This is a genomic window from Pseudoalteromonas sp. Cn5-37, assembly GCF_021532495.1.
Taxonomy (GTDB): domain Bacteria; phylum Pseudomonadota; class Gammaproteobacteria; order Enterobacterales; family Alteromonadaceae; genus Pseudoalteromonas; species Pseudoalteromonas simplex.
The window spans coordinates 62,804-83,711 of the sequence record NZ_JAKGBA010000015.1 but is presented as its reverse complement, the minus strand read 5'-3'; the positions used below and the strand labels follow the sequence as shown (position 1 = coordinate 83,711).

The window sequence follows — 20,908 nt, the reverse complement described above, 5'->3', positions numbered from 1 at the left end:
ACTTTTGTTTTAATCCGAACTCAACAAAGGTGATGGTCAGCTTAGATAGACACGACTTTGCGGCTTGAACGCGCCTTTTGAGTGTCTTTGCCTGGGCGACTTCGGGTAGATAGTGATTTTCCCGGATTCTATTTCGTCTGATTTCTCGGCTAATGGTGCTATGACTGACTTTCAGGCGTTTGCCTATCTCACGATAACTAAAGCCCTCGCGTAAGTAGGCTTCTATCTGGTATCTTTGTCCTGCGATCAACTGCTTGTAACTCATGGTAAATGCTTCTGTTTGTTTGGCGACGATAGAGTACCACCAACAGGCAGTTGATCTCTTCTCACCGTTTAACCATGAGTGGTGCACTTATTATCTGAATTCGGGCGTCATACTCAAGGCCAATTGCATTTCTATCACCTTTCCTAGGTATATTACTTTTGTCTAAAAGTACCACCCCCCAATGATTATCGCTAAGGCCGCCAAAAATTACATTTACGCTGTCATTCTTATCTTTTGTGACAGCTGCAACTTTATGTTTAATCATTAAATCTCTGAGCTTTTGAGAATAAGCTGATAGCTCCATCAAACTAGAGGCTGTATCAGGTGATAGAATTTTATAATCGGCAGATGGTACAAAACCCGCATACTTTGATGGTGTATAGCTTAATAATTGAGTTGGGGAGTAAAAAGTATTGTTAATACGATAAACATTCGGCGCAGTTAATTGTACAAGGTTCAAGCTAATGTTATTTTTAAAAGCTAAGATTTGCTCCTCCGATACAGCTAAAAATGAGCTAATTTGCTTTAGCCTTTGTTCCGTACACTTATCTTTTTTACAAATAACTAAATTAGGAAGTTTTGTTCCAACCTGCGGTTCTACATTTAAAAACTGACTACCAAGCACGCCTAAATTAAAGTTAGTAAACGCTTGCTTATCTTTGTCATTTTTCAATTTTGTGGCATGAATATCAAAGATGCTAAACGGGTAAAAAGAGGGTAAGTAAGCAAGCTCTAAATCGGTTTGCGGCATCATTTCATCCATGTGCTTTAAAACCGCGCGATACTCTTGATCTATCTCATTATTAAAGTAGGCTGGCATGTCAGCCATTGCAGTAACAGAAAATAGAAAAGCACCACTAAGAAGCATTTTATTTAGCATAAAAAAGTAATTCCTTTTAATTAAATTTACACTGAGGACAATACCATTTAAGGCACAAAAATCATATTTTTGAGATAAAACTTATAGCAACGCCATACCTTTAGTGATTATAAAAAAACACGAACTAAAATTTCATTCTAGAATTAATAAGCTCGCCATTAAATTCAGTTCCTCGCAAAACTAGCACAATAAAACTGGCCATATTTCCAACAGCTGATATTCTTAATAAAGACTAAAAATTCAGAATAATTATTTTTATATCAAACAGTTAATATATATGAATGAATTCATCCCCCTTAACAAGGAGTAAAGTATGAAAAGGTTTTTAGTTCTCAGTCTGTTAATCGCATCATTTTCTGTGGTTGCAGAAAAAAATGTATTCAATGATGCAATCGTTGAAAAGCCAAATATGGAGCCAGCCATTCCTCGCCCTGAACAAGAGAAAGTTGCGGCCTCAAAGCTAAAGAATCTCGAAGCTAAGCAAGGCAGAAAACCAAATGTTCTTGTTTTACTAGTAGATGATTTAGGCTGGGGTGACCCTGGAGTGTATGGTGGCGGTGCAGCGATAGGTGCTCCCACTCCTAATATAGATAAACTGGCAAACGAAGGGCTTCGCCTCACATCAATGTATTCACAACCAACTTGCACATCTTCTCGAGCTGCACTGACAACTGGTAGATTACCCGTAAGAAGTGGCTTAGTTCGCCCTATTCTAACTGGCGATAAAGTGACACAAAATCCGTGGGAGAAAGAAGTATCTCAAGGTAAGCTATTATCTAAAGTGGGCTATAAAACGGCGCTAATCGGTAAATGGCATGTTGGTGAAGCTAAGGGAATGCTTCCTCATGAGGTAGGTTTTGATTATTTCTATGGCCTCCCATCAGTTCAATCAGATTACACCCAATTTTTGGTAGAGCGCCAATATGCCGATATGATGACGAACAAAGAGCTTTACACTAAAGCATCTCAGCTGCGTCCTGAAGGCCTGATAAAAGGCCGCAAAGGTGGTAAGCGTGAAGTTGCGTATCCAATTAATAGTATTGAAGATATCTCAATGATTGATCAGGTATTGCGAGATGAGTCTGTAAAATTTATAAACCAAGCTGTTGATGAAGGGAAACCATTTTATTTAATTCATTCTTTTTCAAAGATTCATAACGACAACTACCCAGCTCCAAAATACAAAGGCGCAAGCCCAGCTGCAATGCCCGTTCGCGATGCTATGGTCGAAGTTGATGATATTACAGGTGAACTTGTTGCTCTATTAAAAGAAAAAGGGCAGCTAGAAAATACACTGATTATTTTCACTTCAGATAATGGCCCTAATGAAGATACTTGGTCAGATAGTGGCTATTCGCCGTGGCGTGGTGGTAAAGGAACAACATGGGAAGGAGGAGTTAGAATTCCCGGCATTACTTACTGGAAAGGCATGATATCTGCTGGGCAGGTCAATAATGGCTTAATGGACCTCACCGATATCTACATGACTTCTTTACGATTAGGTGGTGTTATTGATGAGCTTCCGAGTAATATGTATTTCGATGGCATAGATCAAACAGCTTTCTTACTAGCTGATAATGGCAAATCACGACGTCAAGTTGTGTATATGTGGAGCCGTGAAGATTTCACAGCACTTCGCTGGTTAGACTACAAAATTCATTTTAAAGTGTTCAATACTGCAGTGCCAAGACGCAACATTGATGCATCATTCTTATTAGATATCGGAACGGCGCCTTGGGTTTTCAATTTGAATATGGACCCTAAAGAAATGGCAAGCACAGGGCACCAATATTTTGAATGGGGCATGCCTCAAGCGACTAAGTTTATGAAAGCACACATAGCCACAATGAAAAAATACCCAAATACGGATATAGGACTCGGACTCTAATCTTATTTGGTATAGTAATTAAAATGAGCCTGCCACATGCAGGCTCTGAACTATTTTTGATAAACTAACGATTAAATCCCAACAACGATACTATTATGTCCATCGAACAAATCTGGCTTGAATACAAAAATAGTTTACGTGCTTTTTTAACCACAAAAATATCGAACCCTGCTGATGTTGAAGAACTTTTACAAGATATTCTGTTAAAAACACATCTTAATATTCATCACTTACAAGATCAGCGAAGTTTAAAGGCTTGGTTATTTCAAATAGCACACCATGTTATTGTTGACTTTTATAGGCGTCAAAATAAGCATGTAGAAATAGAGCTTGATAATATTATTTCGCAACAAGAAAACAAAACCGTAAAAGCTGAACTCATAAAGTGCATTGAACCTTTTTTACAAGCTATGCCTGAAGAAGAAGCGGATCTAATTAGAAAAATAGATCTCGAAGGATACTCTCAAAAAGAGGAAGCTTTGAAGTTAAACATCAGTTACTCAACCTACAAATCAAGGCTGCAAAAAAGTCGCTCAAAATTGAAGGCATTATTCGATTGTTGTTGTGACTTTGAAATCGATAAGTACGGCAACTTAGTTGATTACCATCCCAAACAAAAAAAGTTCTGCTAACACTTCGTCTTTTTGAAAAACATTACGTCTTACTAGGTAAGCCTCAATCATTCAGGAGATGTAATGAAATACTTAAATGATGCAAAGTTTGACGTAACCCCGACTTTCGATAATGCAAGCACAAGCAAACCTCGAGTTTTAATTTTATACGGGTCTTTACGAGAAACGTCGTTTAGCCGTTTTGCGAGTGAAGAAGCCGCAAGAATACTTGAACACTTAGGTGCTCAAGTTAAAATATTTAACCCAGATGGATTACCATTATTTGATAATGGAGAGTCAGTAAACAATCAAAAAGTACAAGAGCTGCGAGAGCTTGTGAAATGGTCAGAAGCACAGGTTTGGTGCTCACCTGAAATTCACGGCAATATGTCAGCTGTGCTCAAGAATCAAATAGATTGGATCCCACTTACTGATGGTGCTGTTAGACCAACACAAGGTAAGACGCTAGCCGTAATGCAGGTATCTGGCGGTTCGCAAAGCTTTAATGCTGTAAATAACATGCGCATTCTTGGTCGCTGGATGCGTATGTTAACGATACCAAATCAGTCATCAGTCGCAAAAGCTTGGCAAGAGTTTGACGAGGCTGGCAATATGAAAGAGTCGTCGTTTAGAATGCGCATTGTCGATGTGATGGAAGAGTTAATTAAATTTACTTTACTAACCAGAGACAAGTTGGACTGGCTCGTAGACCGATATAGCGAAAGACAAGCGGCTGCGAACTTACAAACAACTAAATTAGTGGATGACAGTAAAGTGCTTGAACCAAACTCTTAGCTTTAACAACTTTCCACAAGGCTGTTCAATGAAGTTCAGCCTTATGCTATTTGACCAAAACAAACCTGCTACATTCACTATGAATGCTAACCAGAACATCTGCAAAATTAATATTATGGATAATAATTCCTGACGAAGTAACATTTAAAATGTTTAGGATTTTTTGCTTTCTATTATTCTCTTCTCAACTTGCTGCTACTGAAGTAGAAAACGAAATAAACAATTTTTCAGGGCTTTACAACAAAAGCTGAGGATATAAGCGCAACGATAAGCTTAGGTGTTATTGAAATTGCACCAAACGAAACGTCAGAACAGGCAGCCAAAAGAGTCGACTTACACCTTTATGAAGCAAAAAGAGGCGGCAGAAATACTGTCTTTTCTTAACTTTAATAGATTCAAATTAAATTTAAAAACCGTTATTAAGCTCAAATCCAAAGAACCAACCCTAATGGATTAATCAAAATGAATTACCACTAAAAACAACCTTTAAAAACACAAAACGAACTTTATTTAAACAATTACCTTGGACTATAGTTACTAAGTTAGTGACTAAATACTCACTATTACATACCAACATGTCGGTAATTATTACCATGGAGAAAGGGATGAATCGTTTAAAACGAGTAGGTAGTATTATTTCATTGCTATTGCTTTCTGGGTTTACCCAAGTGAACGCATCTGAAGAAATAGATAGAAGTGTTTTACCAATAGCCGCACCAGAGTTTCAAGGACAGATTGGCAAAACGTTTGAAAACTCTAAACAAGATTATCCACAACCAATAAAAGCACCAAAAGGTGCACCTAATGTTGTGGTTATTTTATTAGATGATTTTGGGTTTGGTCACCCTAGTACTTTTGGCGGCCCAATTCCAACCCCATCAATCGATAAACTAGCCAATGAAGGTTTAAAGTTTAACCGCTTTCATACCACAGCTATTTGTTCGCCAACACGCGCAGCTCTTCTTACTGGTAGAAACCACCATCAAGTTGCCATGGGAACAATTACTGAGCTTTCAACAGGCTACCCTGGCTATCATAGTGTTTGGCCTGATGAAACTGCGAGTATTGCCCAGATTCTAAAAGAAAATGGTTATAACACAGCGGCTTGGGGTAAATGGCACAACACTCCAGACTGGGAAACCAGCCCTATTGGTCCATTTGACCATTGGCCGACAGGCCTAGGTTTTGAATATTTTTATGGCTTTCAGGGTGGTGAAACTAGCCAATGGGAACCGCAATTATTCAGAAACACCACACCGGTTGAACCACCTAAAAAGCCTGAGCAAGGTTATCATTTAACCGAAGACTTGGTTGATGACGCAATCAAATGGATGGGGCAACAAGAATCTATCGATAGCGAAAAGCCGTTCTTTATGTATTTTGCGACAGGCGCAACACACGCCCCGCTTCATGCACCACAAGAGTGGAACGACAAGTTTAAAGGTCAATTTGATCAGGGGTGGGATAAAGTTCGCGAAGAAACATTAGCTCGGCAAAAGTCGCTTGGTATAGCCCCACAGAATACTAAACTTACAGAACGACCTAAAGAAATAAAAGCATGGGACTCTCTTTCTGCTGACGAGAAAAAGCTATTTAGCCGTCACCAAGAGGTGTTCGCAGGCTTTACTGCGCACACAGATTATCATGTTGGTCGATTACTGGATGCGGTTTCGCAGTTACCTGATGCTGATAACACCATGATTGTTTTTATCGCTGGTGATAATGGCCCAAGTGCTGAAGGCAGCGTCACTGGCACACTTAACAATATGATGACGCAAAATGGCATTGCCGACACAATCAAAGGGCAACTAGCTAAAATAGATGAGCTAGGTGGCCCGCTGCACGAGAACCACTTTCCTGTTGGCTGGGCATGGGCAGGCTCAGCACCATTCCAGTGGATGAAACGTGTCCCTTCACATTTTGGTGGCACCCGAAATGGGCTTGTTGTGTCATGGCCTAAATATATTAAAGAGCATGGTGGCTTGCGCTCACAGTTTCATCACGTGATTGATATAGCACCAACCATACTTGATGCAGCCCACATTCCTGAGCCTAAAGTTGTTAACGGTGTAGAGCAAACGCCGATGGCTGGTATGAGCATGCTGTACTCGCTGAACGATAAAGATGCTAAAGGCAAACGTACGACTCAGTATTTTGAAACTGGTGGTCATCGTGCTATTTATCATGACGGTTGGGTGGCTGCTTCGTTTCATGGAGTACCATGGGCTTTGAATGGTTCTGTTGGTTTCGATAATGATAAATGGGAGCTTTACAATATTGAAGAAGACTTTTCTGAAGCTGTTGACTTATCTGCTAAATACCCAGATAAATTAAGAACTTTAATTTCAATTTTTGATCAAGAAGCGAAAAAATTTAATGTTTACCCATTAGATGACCGCTTTGTTGAACGTGCAACTAATCCTGAACGCCCCAGTGTAACCAAAGGAAAAACTCAGTTTACTTATTTAGCTGGTACTAATCGCATCCCTGAAGGGAGCGCACCTGCTGTTTATGGCCGTTCGCATTCTATTACGGCAACGTTTAATGTACCAAAGCAAGGTGTAGAAGGTGTATTAGTTGCTGTAGGAGGTTCAAGCGCTGGCTACAGCTTATATGTTGAAGACAGTAAACCTGTTTACGTGATGAATTTCTTTAACGAGCACCACTATGTTGTTAAATCTGAACAAGCTTTACCTACTGGCGAGGTCACGCTTACCCTTGAATATACCCAACAAGGAAAAGCACCTAACGGCGGCCAAGCGACACTGATAGTAAACGGTAAAAAGGTTGCCTCTGGCAAAGTGGATAAAGTGCCTCCGGTTCGCTATTCAGCCACTGAAACGCTTGATGTTGGTCAGGATCTTGGCTCAACAGTTACCCGAAGCTACTACGATAAAGCACCATTCGCTTTTACTGGTCAATTACATAAAATTGAATATGTTTTGAAGTAAATAACTAAATTAAAAGGTGTGCTGCAGCACACCTTTCACTTTATGAAAACAAGACTAGGTGTTATTTAATTTGTAGTAATACGTAACCGCTCAACTGGTCTCTCATCTATAAACACGTGAATTGCAGCCGTAACAAGTGCAATTACACAAGCACTCCACCAAACGACATCATATGATCCTGTTAAGTCGTATAGATAACCGCCTAGCCAAACACCACTGAATGAACCAAGTTGGTGACTTAAAAATACGATACCGTAAAGTAACCCCATATGTGGCAAACCAAAAAGCTGTGCTACGAGTCCGGAAGTTGGCGGTACAGTGGCCAACCATAAAAAGCCTGTTAAGATTGAGAATAAAATTACTGATGTTTCAGTCATTGGTAAAAGCATAAATAGCGCTATAGCAATAGCTCTCAGTGCATAAATAAGCGTTAATAAATTCTTTTTAGAATACTTACCAGACCAAGCCCCAGAGACCAAACAACCGAAAATATTAAACAAGCCAATAAGAGCTAAACTTGCTACGGCAACGTTTGCGGTAAAACCTCTGTCACTTAAAAATGCTGGCATATGTACTGTAATAAACGCTAATTGAAAACCACATACAAAAAAGCCGATCACTATTAACCAGTAATGTGGATAGCTGAGTGCTTCATTTAACGCTTCTTTTACTGTTTGCTTTACAGTGATTGGTTGTAACATTTGTTCAGGGTCTGTATTTTCTTTAAATACCCCAGCCATTAAAGCCATTAATAATGCACCACCAGCTAATAACATTAGAGCATTACTCCAGCCATAAGCTGCAATAAAATCCTGTGCAACGGGAACAAATATTAATTGCCCTGCGGAGCCAGCAGCACTCCCTAAGCCAAGTGCAAATGCTCGCTTATCCGGAGAAACCATTTTTGCCATAGCAGGTAAAACAACGCCAAACCCTGTTGCAGCAATACCCATCCCCATGAGTAAGCCTGCACCCAAATTCAAACTCAATATGGAATTTGATGAAGCTGTTACATAAAGACCACCCGCATATAAAAGCGCGCCAACAATGACTGTTTTGCATGTTCCATATTTATCAGCGAGTGCTCCTGCAAAGGGTTGTGATAAACCCCACCATAAGTTTTGTAAAGCGAGTGCGAAAGCAAAAACTTCTCTACCATAACCAAATTCATCAGAAATCGGGGCCATAAAAAAGCCCATTGATGATCTCAGGCCAAAGTTTAATGATAATAAAATACAAACAAAGGCAATAGAAAAGCTCAAAAGCTTGATGGGGGCAGACATATTAGTTCCTCTGTATTCTGTTAATTAGTCTTATTCTTTAGCAACATAAACAAACGCAGTGCACATTTGGCCATTTTCAAGCTTTACACTTGTTTCAACACGATGATAATCACTGCCTTCAAATTCATCCAAAAACTCCCAATGTTTAGTTAAATGTGATGAACTAAATATTTGCCCTCTAATTTCCTCGCCCTGAGGATCTAGACTCAGTGCAGGGCAGCCCATTTCGACTCCCCACCCAACATTTATGTAACGACCAAATACAGAAGCATCTGTGAACTTACCGCCAATGTTAGTTAGTATGTGTTCATTTGGATAACCTTTACGAAGGGTGCCGTATATAAATAATGATTCCATCTGTTTCCTCTTAAATTAAACTCTCTTACGTTTTATAGCCAAAACACCAATTAAAACTAAACACATACCCAACACTTGCAACAAAGTGATTTTTTCATCAAGTAATATCCACCCTAGAATTAAAGTCAAAATAGGCCCTAAAGTACTTACAAGTACAGACCTTGCCGCTCCTATATATTTAATAGCGCTTGATTGCAAAAAGACAGGGAGGACAGTTGAGAATAAAGCCATCATAAAGCAAATTGTATAAATTTTAGTAGGTTGGATTAGGCTCTCTATTGGTAATTGAATAAAAAAATGTAGCTGAACGGCAAAAATAGATACAAACATAGCCAATAAAGAAAACCGCATTGCGCCTAGTTTCTCAATCATTGGCTCTGAAAAAGCTTGGTAAAATGCGTAGCATAGCGCAGAGCCAAAGACTAAAGCAGCGCCAAGCCAAATGCTGTGACTACCTCCAGCAAATTTGAAATCACTCAAACATGCGCAAACAACCCCTAATGTGCATAGCACTGTAGGTACAACCAACCGCTTTTCAAATTGTTTACCCAGAAATAAAACCCCCATAAAAATCGTGAGGATGGGATATGAGAATAAAATAATGCGCTCTAATCCTGCTGAAATATACTCTAGGCCCATAAAATCCAAAATTGATGCGCCGTAATAGCCGGCAACACCGAGCAAAATAAGTAAAAGAACTTCTTTTTTGGTCAATGAAAAGCCTGTTTTTAAGCTTGAATAGCCAAAAAGAATAAATAAAGGGAATGAAAAAAGCATTCGTAAACTAAGAAGAGTAATAGGTTCAACATTAGCAATTAAGTAAGCTTGTTTTACAAATATTGCCTTTAGAGAAAAACCTGCAGCAGAAAGAACCGCTAAGATAATACCGATTTCATTGCTTGTTAAACGATTTAAACCCACAGAATTTCTTTTTTCATTGTAAAAAGTGACGCTACAATGCCACATAACTGCTCAACGTTAGAATTGCTAATTAACCAATAAGAGTTCGTTAATAACGAATGGTAACTTAGAATGAAATTTGATCTTACTGACTTAAAACTATTTATCGCTGTGGTAGAACAAAAGAACTTAACTCAAGGAGCTAAGCAAGTATTCTTGGCACCATCATCAGCGAGCCATCGAATTAAACTACTCGAAGATAATTTAGGTACTCAATTATTGGAGCGTCAACCAAGAGGTGTGTCTGCTACAAAAGCAGGTGAAATCGTTCTTCGATATGCCAAAAGAACATTAGCTACGTTAGAGCAAATGCAATCTGATATTGCTCCTTTTACTAAAGGTGCATTATCGCAAGTAAAATTATGGGCAAACACCAATGCTATTCATACATACTTGCCAGAAGATCTTGGGACCTTTTTAGAAAATAATCAGGGTGTTAGAGTTGCTTTAGAAGAACACACAAGCGAAGAAATAATTACAGCCGTAGCACAAGGAGAAGTTGAGTTAGGGATCGTCGCTGAAAATGGCCTTTATGATAATGTGGAGTTTTATCCTTATAAGAAAGATCGATTGGTCATCATTGTTCCAAGCGAGCATTCTCTTGCTAAATTTAGCAAAATACAGTTTTCTCAAGCTGTCAGTTTTCCATTTGTTATCTTGAACGAAGGTTCTGCAATCCATACTTTTATGATGAATAAAGCCGCAGGCCTAAATTGCCATCTAAATATTCGAGCGCAAGTTAAAAGTTTTGATGCTGTATGTAGAATGGTTGGTTCTGGTGTGGGCATTGCTTTATTGCCATATGATTCAATAGGCTGCTGGCGCTCTTTAGATATAAAAATCATAGAAGTGGATGAAAAATGGTCAAAAAGAAACTTAACTCTTTGTATTAAAAAAGGTGCACAAATTGGTGCGCTATCTAAAGTTTTATTTGACCATTTAAGAGGAGAGCCATAGCTTGGTCGCTACTTTCTGTGTACAAGCAGTAACCCTATTATTGATAAGCCCATACCTAACAACATTGCAAAACTGATTTTTTCATCAAATAAAATCCATGCTTCGACAGCTGTGAGTACTGGTACTAAATAAAAATAGGATGCTACCTTTGTCGATTCTCCATTTTTTATCATAAACATAAGCAACAATATGGCCGTTACAGACACACCAACCACAAGCCACAATATACTAATAATAAAAGGTGCGTTCCAAGTCGGTGTGTTTGGCTCGTATAAAAATGACACCACTCCCATCACGACAGCAAGGGGAATATATTGAAAGAAAGTAGATGCAAAAATATGCCCATCACTTACCGCTTTCTTTTGATACATTGCACCAACCGTCACACCTGTTAAACCAAAAAATGCTGCAAGTAGACCAATTAAACTTAATTCACCTCCTAATTTAGTTGGCGAAAGCACAAGAAAAACACCTAAAAACCCGACTACAATCCCTAGCCATTGCAACTTCTTTAACTGCTTGCTTTGTATTATTGATGCCAGCACCGCCGTTAACACTGGTTGTAAACCCGTAATTAATGCCACAACTGATGCAGGAAGCCCTTTGTTAATTGCGAAAAAACAGCCACCTAGAAAAAAGGTTTGCAGAAAAAGCCCTACTATTAATTGCTGTTTAACGCTCTTCAATGAAGGAAACTTAACCTTTAGCACAACCGATAAAAATAAAAAAATAACACATGAAAATAGCCCTCTAAAAAACAGTAAGTGAAATGGACCACTATATTGAAGCGAAAATTTTGCGCCAACAAACCCTGTACTCCATAAAAAAACAAATACCCATGGTGCTGCAACAAATAAGATAGGTTTCCAGTAATTTGGAGATGCCGAATAAACATTTTCTTGAGACATTGATCCACCTCTGACTCATTGAATTGTAAGGACCTAACTAGCTCAAAAGCAGTGGAAGGTGTAAGATGGTGGCACTATATAGCAGTCAAGATAAGCGTAAAATATGGGCATTTATACTGTGATAAATAGTCATAGGCTAAACATTTTATGACGACTAAACACGAAAACTTAAAAACCTTCCTTACCAAACACCGTGCAAAAATAAACCCTGAAGATTATGGTTTTACCAGTGGAAGAAGGCGTGTAAAAGGGCTTCGTCGAGAGGAAGTCGCGCAATTGGCTGCTATAAGTGTCAGTTGGTACACTTGGTTAGAGCAAGGACGAGAAATCAGTATATCGCGTGCAGCTATTAATCGCATTGGCACAGTATTAAAACTAACTAACGATGAACAAGAGTATTTAAACGCGATTGTTTTCGGGAATAAACCTGCTCTAGAAGAGCAAGAGGAAGTGTCGGAAGAATTAAAAGCGCTAATTCGTGCACTTGAACCGAATCCTGCATTTATTCGCAGAGAAAATATGGATATAGAGTACTGGAATGAGGCGGCTTCCAAAAAGATATTCGATTGGTCTACCCTTCCTAAAGCTGATAGAAACTCATTAAAGCTTATGTTCTTAAATGATGAGTATAAGCGACGTATTCCTCAATGGGAGCAGGCAGCAAAAAACACCATTGCCTCATTCCGCTCTTACTTTGCTTTAGCTACAGACAAATCAGCCTTTAAGGCCGTCTTAGACGATCTTAAATCTCGTAGTGAGTTGTTTTGCCAAATGTGGCAAGACTATGAAGTAAAGAGAATTCGGGAAGGAGAAAAGTCTGTGCTAGATGACAAAGGAACACTTAGGCACTATAAATATGTATCATTAAAACCCGAACATTATTCTAATACCTTTGTTATTTACTATATTGAAAGTAAAGAATAATTATCAAACCCGTAGCTTAATCAATATGACTATTAATACTACAAATAATTGAGCAAATTGAAATTAGTCTTGCTACTCGTTCTAGAAAGTACAACTTTTCTCTGTTTCTAAAATATATAATCCGCAATATGACAATAGTCATAATTCTGTCATTTAACTGATCAATAATTGACGCTAATTTAATCACCTAACGTAATGAAGAAGTAATGGATAGTGCCTTGGTGCAACTTTCGTTTGCACTCCCCTCTAGTGAAGACCCTTTATGTGCTGCACTTGCGCATACTATGGAATACGAACAATTGCATTTTGCGGCTAATGAGCAAAAGCGTGTTGTGTTTTGTTGTGTGCTACCAGATGATGCCCATGAAGGCGATGTGATCTCTATCAGTGCAACCCGCCCTGATGCGCGCGAATCGGCGTATTTTACTGCACACACTTTAACGCAACACGATCTAGAACAGCACGTTATAATGCTTACCTTAGAAAACGTTACTCATAGTGGTGAATTTGTATTGCAATTAATGCTACACGGCTTGCATGCAACACTTAAAGACAGCGCCCAGTTTGATGTCAGTATTGCAGCTAGCACATCACCAGAGCTATTAACTTCTGAGCAAGCTAAAAACCAGGGCTTACGCCATTACATTAGTAATATTGGCGCAAGCTTTTTAGCCTTTTTCTAGGGCCTAGTCAGCAAAGCTAATTTTACCCATGGTAATATCGGGGATCCCTTGCTCGGTATTACCAAAGCGTTGTTGCCCACCCGACAGACATTCGTTCGCTAAAATAGCAAATAACACAGCTTCTTTTGCATCTGGATTAATCCCCAACGAATCGGTATTTTTTATCTCAGAAAGCGCTGGGCAATTAGCCAAAATAATGTCCATTAATAATGGGTTATGGACCCCACCACCACTGGCGTATACAGCCACATCGGTCAAACCTTCGCTGCATTGGTTAATTGCTTTAGCAATCATTAACCCTGAAAACTGCACTAAGGTTGCCATTACATCAAAGTGCGATAAGTTCTGCGTATTCGAGCGTGCTTGTGCTGCAGCTAAATAGGCTAGATTAAACACTTCTGGCCCGGTGGTTTTTGGAAACCCTAAAGCAAAAAACGCATCATCACACAGCGCTGTGAGTAAACCTTCACTTACCGTGCCTTTTGTTGCAATAGCGGCATCTTTATCATAATGAAGTGGTGCAAAATAACGCTGCACATAAGCATCCATAATGGTATTGCCGGGGCCTATATCAGAGCTAAAAACCGCTCGTGCATCTGCCGATTTAGGTAAATAGGTTAAGTTTGCAATGCCGCCCATATTAAGCAATATGCGGTTTTCGCTGGAGCTTGTGAAATACAAGTAGTCACCATATACAGCAAGCGGTGCACCTTCACCACCCGCTGCAATGTGCTTTTGTCTAAAATCAGCTATGGTTGTAATACCTGCAGTCACCGCTAAATGATCGCTATCACCAATTTGTAGTGTTGCATTACCATATTCAGGGCGTTTGTGTTGGTTTTTAGGGCAGTGATAAATAGTTTGTCCGTGGCTAGCTATCACATCAACAAGTTCTTTTGCTACTCCCCAGCTGGCTAACGTTTTGGCAACCATTTCCCCATGTAATTGGCCAATCCAAGGATTGAGTAAAGTGACTTCTTCAAGGTCACATTCGCGTTTGGCGAACACTCGCTTTACACGCGTTTTATAATCATCGTCGTAGTCGACCGTCGTAAACTTTACGACTTCGACATGAGTATCCATGCCTTGCCCTGATACTTCGCATAGCGCAATATCAAGACCATCTAATGAGGTGCCACTCATTAGACCAATTATTAATTTTCTTTCTTTTTTTGCGCTTAAATACAGTTTTTCAATATGTTGATGCATAAATAAATCACTTAAAATCAGCTTATTAGATGTAAATAAGCGGGTTAACGACTTGGAATAGTTTATATTTTAAAATAATAGATTTAAAGAATAATTATTGCAAAGACTTTTAAATTGCTTTAAAACTGTACCGGTGAGCTCCCCAAAAGGAGAGCACACAAGCATCATAACAAAAAGTATGACTCATTAAATTAACTAAATGGTCTAGGTCAGACACCAACCTGCGTTGATTTAAATGATAAAACGCAAGGGAATCATCATGAAAGCAAATACATCAACAGGGCATCGCTCGCTATTGCTGCTATCACCTTTAGCTCTCGCTGTAAGTTCAGTAATTAGTTATGCACACGCAGAGCAAAGCACTGAAGCAAAAAAACCTGAAGTGATCACCGTAACAGGTTCACGTATTCAACGTACTGAGCTGGTCTCAAGTAGTCCTGTAGTGAGCGTTGATGAAGCACAAATTCACCTAGACCGTGCAGTGAACGTTGAAGATATTACCGCGAAACTGCCACAAGCTGCGGCGGGTGCCAACAGCACCGGCGCCACAGTCGGTGACTCATTTGGCTCATCAACGATTGATTTACGCGGCCTTGGTCAAAACCGCACATTGGTTCTTATTGACGGCACTCGCGCGGTACCATTTAGTTTTCGTAACTCGGTTGATGTAAATACTATTCCAGCCGGGTTAATAAAACGCGTTGATGTATTAACAGGTGGTGCAGCAGCGGTTTACGGTGCCGATGCGGTAGCTGGTGTTGTTAACTTTGTTTTAGACGATGATTTTACTGGCGCTGAATTCTCAACCAGTTACGAAAGTGCTGACGGCGGTAACGAAAAGCTTAACTTTGAAGCAATTTTTGGTGGTGACATCGCCGACGGTCGCGGCCATGTAACAGGCTATATTGGTTACACCGAACGAAAAGAGCTATTAGCCGGCGAGCGTGACTATGCGCTTGAAAACTCAACGGCAATGATCAACAGCGGTGGTTATTATACTGACGTTGCCTCTGGCAACAGCATCGGTATTGCTGATTCTGGTGCTGTAACAAGTGAGCGTCAAACAACTGATTTCACAGCTGACCGTTATTTAACTCAACCGATGGACCGTTTTTCTGCGGGCTTATTATTTGACTTTGATGTAAGCGACAGTGCCATTGCCTATGGCCGCGCAATGTATTCTAAAGTGACCGTAAATGGTGCGGGTGCCAGTGGTCAAACACCGATTTTTGTAAACGAGCAAGTGACCCTCACGCAAGACAATGCGTATATTCCAGATGAACTACGCGACCAACTTACGTTTGATAGCGAAGGCAATGCCCTTGTTAATGTTGAACGTAACCTAGGTTTAGGCGTGCAACACACCGAAGCGGTGCGTGATTCAATGCAATTTCAACTGGGCTTAAAAGGTGATTTAACTGACTACTTACGTTATGACGTATATGGTCAGTACGGCAAAACGGACGAAGTAGCCACCATTTACAACAACGCATACCGCAATGATAACAACGGTAATAGTCGTTTTGCTGCCCTTGCAAATTCAGTGGATATTTTTGATCCAAACCTTGATTTCAGCGACTTTAGCGATCCGCTGCTTTATACCACTCGCGACCGTACTCAAAGTGTGATCTCAGCAACACTATCGGGTGATTCTGGGTTCTTATTTGAATTACCAGCCGGTGCTATCGATTTTGCAATCGGTTATGAATACCGTAAAGAAACAGGTAAACAAACACCGGGCGATGCATTTAGAAACGGCACCAGCTTTGCGTCTATTAGCGCATTTGATATGGATGCAAGCTTTAGCTCTGAAGAGTTCTACGCCGAAATTTTAGTGCCTATTTTAGTTGATAAACCTTTTGCTGAAGAGCTTAGCTTTGAAGGTGCCTACCGTATTTCTGATTACTCAAATACCGAAGCAGAAGACACTTACAAACTAGGTATCAACTGGGCAATAAACAGCGACATTCGTATTCGCGCCAACCGCTTAACCGCATTTAGAGCACCTAACTTAGGTGAGTTTGCCAGCCCAATCACAGCGCTCTCGTTATCGTTATTTGACCAAAATAGCGACCAGTTTGTGCCACGACTAGCAGGGCGTTATAACGGCGATCCATGTTTACTGGGCACCGGTGATGCGGCTCAATGTGCTGCGTTTGGCGCGCCGCCTGTTGGCACCGAGTTCGATTCAAGTACCGCAGAGTACACCTATGGTGGTAACCCGAATATTAAACCTGAGCAAGCAGAATCAGACACCTTAGGCATTGTTTACACACCTAGCTACTTAGAAGGCTTTGATTTATCATTCGATTACTACAGTATTCGTGTAACAGATGCGGTGAGCCAAATTCAGCCAGGTGCGGCACTACAAAGCTGTTATGTTGATGACCCGAATCCGAACAACCCATTGTGTGGTGCGGTACTTCGCGATCCAAACACGGGGTTTATTAGCACAGCCATCGTTAATGACTTTAACTTAGCCGCCATTGAGCAAGAAGGTATCGACGTTGCAGCAAATTATGTGATTGATGCACCAGAGCAAATGGGTGGTCGTTTTAGATTCTCGTACCAAGGTAACTTTGTTACTAAACAAACCCGTCAAAACAACAGCACAGTGCCTGAAGTTGACTGTAAGGGAACTTACGGCAGCGCCTGTTCGGGTGACTTTGCGAGCATTTTACAAGCTGACTACAAACATCGCGCAAGCATTGATTGGCAGTTAGATAACATGAACTTCCAACTTGGCTGGCGCAGAATAGGTGAAGTAGAGTATGCTGTCGACCGTTCAGAAACAATTTCAGCACAAAATTACTTAGATTTTGCTGCTGCATGGCAAGTTAACGAGGAACTTGCTGTTAACTTTGGTGTCGATAACTTATTAGATCGTGAACCACCAACACCTGAGGTAGGCGCAAACCACTTTAACACCGTGAGTGATTACAGTGTGATTGGCCGTTCAGTCGGTGTTTCACTGAGATATGCCCCAAGCTTCTAATTAATCCTACTGTTTTAGCTACACAGGATTGATCCCCTCAAGCGCACCCTGCCCGGTGCGCTTTTTTATTGCCTAAAAATTAGATTTGCTATGTAAAATTAATATGGCAAAGTACCTTCAATATGGAAGGAAAATTATGCAAGTAGATGACATCCGTGCTTTTGTACCAAGTAAGAACTACCAACAATCTCAAGCTTTCTACAAAGCATTTGGATTTGAGTTAACCTCCGTTTCAGACACACTTTGTCTATGTGAAAGTGGGGAATGCGGATTTTTCTTACAAGATTTTTATCAACCTCAATTAGCAAACAACCTGATGTTGCAGTTGAGTGTATTAGATATTGATGAAGTCTATTCACAACTACGTAGACTAAATGACTTTAATGTGAAGTACAGCGACATAACGCAAAAGCCTTGGGGAAAAGAGTTCAGTCTTTGGGGTCCTGCAGGCGAGTTATGGCAAATCATTGAATTTATTTAATGAACAAGGAACAAAAACATGCCATTTAACGAACAAGAACGCAGCGCGCTTTTAGCACTCAAGGGTGTAGGGCCAACGGTTATAAAACGGTTCGAAGAAGTTGGGATTGAATCGTTTGAAGACTTAGCTGGGTTTGATGCCAACACTATTGCTGAGCGAGTAGCGTCGATGCTGCATTCAAATTGCTGGAAGAATAGTCCGCAAGCAAAAGCGGCAATCACCGCTGCTATTACGCGAGCAAAGCAAGGCTAAAGTTCAATCACTTCGATTGCCCCGCGCTTTTGCATGGTGACATACACTTTGTTTTGCGTCTCGTTGAAAGCCAAATTCGTTGGATGCTGGCCTTTTAATTGATAGCTATTTAAAAGCTTGCCGGTAGGCGAGACTTCAAGCACTTTCCCTGCGCCATAACGAGTAATAAACACATGCCCTTGATTATTAACGCGCATGCCGTCTAGGCCATGATCAGCAAATTTAATCAAAACTTTTTTATTACTAATGTTTAAGTTGTCATCTAAGTCGTATTGCCAAACGATTCGTTGCACACTTTCGTTCACATAGAGCTTGGTATTGTCGTTATTAACCGCTACTCCATTGGTAGTCCCCATGTTTTTTTCGAGTAAATGGGTGCTGCCATCCGCATTAATACGCCATAGCTGACCCGTTTCGTTCGCCCAGTTAGGGTCACTTGCAAACAGCGCCCCACTTTTGGTGATAGCAATGTCATTGGGTTGATTCATCTTGCTATTATGGGCGAACACTTCTGCTTTATTGCTGCCAGCAGGTACTTTTAAAATATTGTGGTTAATGTAATCGGCAATAAATAAATTACCTTGTGAGTCAAACTGTAAGCCATTACCAACGCTGTCATTCGGTAACCGCACAAACAACGATGTTTTACCCATGTTATCTACGCGGCCAACCGTTCCTTGCTGGGCATAGTTCACCGCGTAGAGGGCACCGTTATACATGGTTGGCCCTTCAATGCCTTGCGTGAACACGTTATCTTTAACAAAGTCTTGGCTATCAATAGCAAAACCTAACGGTGAGCTTAAAAGTAGTGTTATTGCCAGTGGCTTAGGTAATTTCATGGGCCTGCCTTTTACTCATCTAAACTCGTGTATACCGCTAAAATGGGGTATTCATTTTCACCAAAAGATAAAGTCAGTGAGCGCTTTTCACCATCATCTAACTTGATACCTTCATCAAAAGCTAACGGGTGTAAGCGACGCCCATCGGCAAATAAAGCCATAATATGGTCTGCTTGTAAGATACGCGATCCTGATGCTTTGTTTTCAACAGTTACCACAGCTAATCGTCGGCCGCTTTCACTGCTCATCGAAACACTGTGAACAATACTAAACTCACTTTGCTTTGGATAACGTCTTGCGTCGTTTTCAAACGCAAATACGTTTCCTGGAGTGATAGGATCAACCGATAAAACACTTGTATTAGCATGCGCACTCCTTGCCATAAAACCCGCAACAAGCGTAAAAGCTATAAGAGAAATACCTTTCATATCAATTTGTTTCGCCATTTGATTATTTTTCCAGCATACACCTTTACACTATACCGTGCAAAATGGATTGTCGTTTGAATGAAATTATCATTTTCTACTCGGTAACAATTTCGCCATTGATTTCTAATTACATGCCCGCACCTATTTATTAAACAGGATTTAAAACAAATCATAGGAGATAAGTATGACTGAAATTAAAAACCGTCAGTATATTCTTGAATCACGTCCAACAGGCCCTGCAACAGAAAATAACCTCGTTTTAAAAACATCTACTCTTGCCTCACCTAAACAAGGTGAAGTTTTACTAAGAACAATTTATTTATCTCTTGACCCTTATATGCGAGGCCGTATGAGCGATGCAGAATCATATGCTGACCCTGTTGAAGTTGGCGATGTGATGGTTGGTGCGACAGTGTGTCAGGTAGAGCAATCAGAGCACCCTGATTATAAAGTAGGTGAATGGGTACTTGCCTATACTGGTTGGCAGGAGTATGCGATAAGTAATACTGAAGGACTGATGAAGTTAGGAGAAAGTCCAGATACTCCTTCCTATGCACTCGGTATTTTAGGTATGCCAGGGTTTACTGCTTATATGGGACTACTAGATATTGGTGAACCAAAAGCAGGCGAAACAGTGGTTGTAGCTGCAGCAACAGGGCCGGTGGGAGCAACCGTCGGTCAGATAGCCAAATTAAAAGGTTGTAAAGTCGTTGGTATCGCTGGAGGCTCACAAAAATGTAAGCATGCGATTGAGAACTTAGGGTTTGATGCATGCATAGATCATAAAGCCGATAACTTTGAAGAACAGCTTAAGGACGCCTGTGATCAAGGTGTTGATGTTTACTACGAGAACGTCGGTGGTCATGTTTTAGATGCGGTACTGCCTTTACTTAACACAAAAGCACGAATCCCACTATGTGGTTTAGTATCACAATATAATGCAACTGAGTTACCACCAGGGCCTGATCGCTTATCTATGTTGATGGGCTTAATTCTCAGAAAACGTATTAAAGTACAAGGCTTTATTATCTTTGATGATTACAGCGATCGTTACGGTGAGTTTGCACAAGATATGCAACAATGGCTGAACGACGGCAAGATAAAATACAAAGAGCACCTTGAAACTGATTTCGAAAAAACCCTAGATGCTTTTAACGCCATGTTAAATGGTGAAAACTTTGGTAAAACCGTGGTGCAAGTTCAGCAGCCAATTTAAAAAATTAGGCGCAACAAATAATGTTG

Annotated in this window: 20 protein-coding genes; 11 read left to right on the top strand and 9 right to left on the bottom strand. The window is 40.3% G+C overall.

The features are described 5' to 3' along the window. Nucleotides 1-265, bottom strand: a 265-nt coding sequence (locus L1266_RS15620; protein ID WP_235377869.1) for a helix-turn-helix domain-containing protein, incomplete at its 3' end; no start/stop codon positions are given. 61 nt (nucleotides 266-326) lie between these two features. After that, nucleotides 327-1,145 carry a hypothetical protein gene (locus L1266_RS15615; RefSeq protein WP_235377868.1) on the bottom strand — a complete coding sequence of 273 codons (819 nt, stop codon included), beginning with the start codon at nucleotides 1,143-1,145 and terminating at the stop codon, nucleotides 327-329. Between the two features lie 313 nt (nucleotides 1,146-1,458). On the opposite strand from L1266_RS15615, the gene L1266_RS15610 reads away from it, so the two are divergent. From L1266_RS15610 to L1266_RS15595, 4 genes are all read left to right on the top strand, one after another. After that, complete coding sequence (locus L1266_RS15610; protein ID WP_235377867.1) at nucleotides 1,459-3,033, top strand: arylsulfatase; 1,575 nt, start codon at nucleotides 1,459-1,461, stop codon at nucleotides 3,031-3,033. Nucleotides 3,034-3,128: 95 nt separating this feature from the next. Beyond that, nucleotides 3,129-3,665, top strand: coding sequence for an RNA polymerase sigma factor SigZ (gene sigZ, locus L1266_RS15605; RefSeq protein ID WP_235377866.1), 537 nt, complete (start codon nucleotides 3,129-3,131; stop codon nucleotides 3,663-3,665). Nucleotides 3,666-3,728: 63 nt separating this feature from the next. Continuing rightward, nucleotides 3,729-4,439, top strand: coding sequence for an arsenical resistance protein ArsH (gene arsH, locus L1266_RS15600; protein WP_054553483.1), 711 nt, complete (start codon nucleotides 3,729-3,731; stop codon nucleotides 4,437-4,439). A 605-nt stretch (nucleotides 4,440-5,044) separates the two neighbouring features. Further along, a complete protein-coding gene (locus tag L1266_RS15595) occupies nucleotides 5,045-7,390 on the top strand; it encodes an arylsulfatase (RefSeq protein ID WP_235377865.1) in 2,346 nt (781 codons plus the stop codon). 65 nt (nucleotides 7,391-7,455) lie between these two features. Here the strand turns inward: L1266_RS15595 and L1266_RS15590 are convergent, their stop codons facing one another. From L1266_RS15590 to L1266_RS15580, 3 genes are read right to left on the bottom strand one after another with little or no spacing between them, the layout of a single operon-like run. Further along, entirely contained in the window at nucleotides 7,456-8,673 is a 1,218-nt protein-coding gene (locus L1266_RS15590) for an MFS transporter (protein ID WP_235377864.1), read from the bottom strand. 30 nt (nucleotides 8,674-8,703) lie between these two features. Next, on the bottom strand, nucleotides 8,704-9,030 hold the full coding sequence (locus L1266_RS15585) for a gamma-glutamylcyclotransferase family protein (RefSeq protein ID WP_054553479.1): 327 nt from the start codon (nucleotides 9,028-9,030) through the stop codon (nucleotides 8,704-8,706). A 15-nt stretch (nucleotides 9,031-9,045) separates the two neighbouring features. After that, nucleotides 9,046-9,951 (bottom strand): DMT family transporter, encoded by a 906-nt coding sequence (locus L1266_RS15580; RefSeq protein ID WP_235377863.1) that lies wholly within the window; start codon nucleotides 9,949-9,951, stop codon nucleotides 9,046-9,048. 111 nt (nucleotides 9,952-10,062) lie between these two features. On the opposite strand from L1266_RS15580, the gene L1266_RS15575 reads away from it, so the two are divergent. Beyond that, nucleotides 10,063-10,947, top strand: coding sequence for a LysR family transcriptional regulator (locus L1266_RS15575; protein WP_054553478.1), 885 nt, complete (start codon nucleotides 10,063-10,065; stop codon nucleotides 10,945-10,947). A gap of 8 nt (nucleotides 10,948-10,955) precedes the next feature. On the opposite strand, the gene L1266_RS15570 is transcribed toward L1266_RS15575, so the two are convergent. Further along, the gene (locus tag L1266_RS15570; protein ID WP_082389271.1) at nucleotides 10,956-11,855 is read right to left on the bottom strand and encodes a DMT family transporter; all 900 of its coding nucleotides are present in this window, start codon (nucleotides 11,853-11,855) and stop codon (nucleotides 10,956-10,958) included. A 147-nt stretch (nucleotides 11,856-12,002) separates the two neighbouring features. Between L1266_RS15570 and L1266_RS15565 the strand changes: the two genes are divergently transcribed. After that, nucleotides 12,003-12,779: a helix-turn-helix transcriptional regulator gene (locus L1266_RS15565; protein ID WP_235377862.1), complete on the top strand. Its 777-nt coding sequence runs from the start codon at nucleotides 12,003-12,005 to the stop codon at nucleotides 12,777-12,779. Between the two features lie 206 nt (nucleotides 12,780-12,985). After that, a complete protein-coding gene (locus L1266_RS15560) occupies nucleotides 12,986-13,462 on the top strand; it encodes a hypothetical protein (protein WP_054553476.1) in 477 nt (158 codons plus the stop codon). Between the two features lie 3 nt (nucleotides 13,463-13,465). On the opposite strand, the gene L1266_RS15555 is transcribed toward L1266_RS15560, so the two are convergent. Further along, nucleotides 13,466-14,671 (bottom strand): anhydro-N-acetylmuramic acid kinase, encoded by a 1,206-nt coding sequence (locus L1266_RS15555; RefSeq protein ID WP_235377861.1) that lies wholly within the window; start codon nucleotides 14,669-14,671, stop codon nucleotides 13,466-13,468. Between the two features lie 259 nt (nucleotides 14,672-14,930). Between L1266_RS15555 and L1266_RS15550 the strand changes: the two genes are divergently transcribed. The 3 genes from L1266_RS15550 (at nucleotide 14,931) to L1266_RS15540 (ending at nucleotide 18,399) form a co-directional block, all read left to right on the top strand. After that, nucleotides 14,931-17,666, top strand: a complete 2,736-nt coding sequence (locus L1266_RS15550; protein ID WP_235377860.1) for a TonB-dependent receptor domain-containing protein — start codon at nucleotides 14,931-14,933, stop codon at nucleotides 17,664-17,666. A 136-nt stretch (nucleotides 17,667-17,802) separates the two neighbouring features. Then, the gene (locus tag L1266_RS15545) at nucleotides 17,803-18,147 is read left to right on the top strand and encodes a lactoylglutathione lyase (RefSeq protein ID WP_138599343.1); all 345 of its coding nucleotides are present in this window, start codon (nucleotides 17,803-17,805) and stop codon (nucleotides 18,145-18,147) included. A gap of 18 nt (nucleotides 18,148-18,165) precedes the next feature. Next, nucleotides 18,166-18,399, top strand: coding sequence for a helix-hairpin-helix domain-containing protein (locus L1266_RS15540; protein WP_054553472.1), 234 nt, complete (start codon nucleotides 18,166-18,168; stop codon nucleotides 18,397-18,399). Here the strand turns inward: L1266_RS15540 and L1266_RS15535 are convergent. Then, nucleotides 18,396-19,238, bottom strand: coding sequence for an SMP-30/gluconolactonase/LRE family protein (locus L1266_RS15535; RefSeq protein ID WP_235377859.1), 843 nt, complete (start codon nucleotides 19,236-19,238; stop codon nucleotides 18,396-18,398). The two genes, L1266_RS15540 and L1266_RS15535, sit on opposite strands and share 4 nt — an antisense overlap. An 11-nt stretch (nucleotides 19,239-19,249) precedes the next feature. Continuing rightward, a complete protein-coding gene (locus tag L1266_RS15530) occupies nucleotides 19,250-19,684 on the bottom strand; it encodes a hypothetical protein (RefSeq protein ID WP_054553470.1) in 435 nt (144 codons plus the stop codon). Nucleotides 19,685-19,850: 166 nt separating this feature from the next. Between L1266_RS15530 and L1266_RS15525 the strand changes: the two genes are divergently transcribed. Beyond that, entirely contained in the window at nucleotides 19,851-20,882 is a 1,032-nt protein-coding gene (locus L1266_RS15525; RefSeq protein ID WP_268842773.1) for an NADP-dependent oxidoreductase, read from the top strand. Nucleotides 20,883-20,908: the final 26 nt, after the last annotated feature.